This is a genomic window from Pseudomonadota bacterium (genome assembly GCA_010028905.1).
In the GTDB taxonomy this organism is placed as follows: Bacteria; Vulcanimicrobiota; Xenobia; order RGZZ01; family RGZZ01; genus RGZZ01.
Genome location: RGZZ01000861.1, coordinates 1 through 1,239 on the forward strand (window position 1 = coordinate 1; position 1,239 = coordinate 1,239).

Below are 1,239 nucleotides of genomic sequence, written 5' to 3' on the forward strand. Positions count from 1 at the left end.
CGAGTCGCCGGGCTTCGTGGGGCACACCTAGCTGCGGGTCTGCGACGCGGAGAACAAGAGAAGCCGACGCATCTTGACGCGTCGGCTTCTGTCTTGTGGTGACCTGCGCAGGCCCGAGGCGGGCGTGGGCGGTCAGGCGCCCGGCTTGCCGCTCGAGGACGTGGAGTAGTGCAGGCCTGTGATGAACCAGCTCTCCTTCACCTTCGCGAACGCGACCGAGAGGTTCAAGGGGAACTGCTTCTTCTTGCTGCCCTTCATCGTGTTCACCCGCAGGGCTGCGGTGAAGTAGCCGATGTTGCCGCTGATGGCGCCCTCGTGGAAGATGGCCTCGAAGCTCTCAGAGCCCTTGTCGAAGTCCTTGAAGAAGTGCTCGTAGGCCGTCGCGACCTCTTTCCTGCCCTTCCAGATCTCGGCCGTTCCTGATCCGAGAAGGAACACGTTCTCGGTCATGGTGGCCAGAACGCCCTTCACATCGTGCTGCATGTAGGCGTAGTCGTGTGCACGGAGGACCTTCAGCAGCGGGGCGATGGAACTGTCATCGGCCTGCGCCACGGACGATGCGGCGAGTGCCAGGGCGCCGACCGCGGCAGCACCAACGGTGGCACGGCGGGTGAGGGTTGAGCTGTCGGACATGGGGGCCTCCAATTCAGTCGTGACTCCCGGAGTTCACCCCCTGCGCTCCCGTTCCTGCTTGACGGGAAGCAACCGCGCCGGGGGGAGGGAAGGGCGGATCGCTCTCAAGGCTCTGTGCAGTCAGGCGGTAGCACGTGTCGAGCACGCTCTGGGCGTAGCCCCTTCTCTGCTGATCGTTCATCCGGCCACGGGGCGGCGGCGCGATGGGCGGGCCGAAGCGCAGCCGCATCCGATTGAAGACAGGCCGTCCATCGGGGGCTCGCCACCGCAGGGGGCGGGTTCCCGTGATGCCGAGGGGCACCACGGGAACCTGGGCCTGCTGCGCCAGCATGGCAAGGCCCGGAAGCGCGGGTCTCGGCTCGTGCACGAGGGTGATGCCGCCTTCCGGATAGATGCCGATGAGCCGTCCTTCTCCCAGGCGTCGCAAGGCGGCCTTGAACGCAGTCAGGTCGGCCTCGTTCGGATTCAGGCGAATGAAGTCGACCTGATCGAGCAGGTACGCGAGCCACGGGATGCCTGCGAAGCGGACCTCATAGAGCGAGGTCTTGGCCAGGAAGTGCGCGTGGCGCGGGGGGGTGAGGTCGCGCAGGGCGAGCAGGGTGGCGG

At 66.3% G+C, this 1,239-nt stretch carries 2 protein-coding genes; both read right to left on the reverse strand.

Features of this window, described 5'->3' with window-relative positions:
• Positions 1 to 132: 132 nt before the first annotated feature.
• Positions 133 to 645, reverse strand: coding sequence for a hypothetical protein (locus EB084_25935; protein ID NDD31705.1), 513 nt, complete (start codon positions 643 to 645; stop codon positions 133 to 135).
• A gap of 1 nt (position 646) precedes the next feature.
• A partial coding sequence (locus tag EB084_25940) for a 1-acyl-sn-glycerol-3-phosphate acyltransferase (GenBank protein ID NDD31706.1) occupies positions 647 to 1,239 on the reverse strand: 593 nt, incomplete at its 5' end.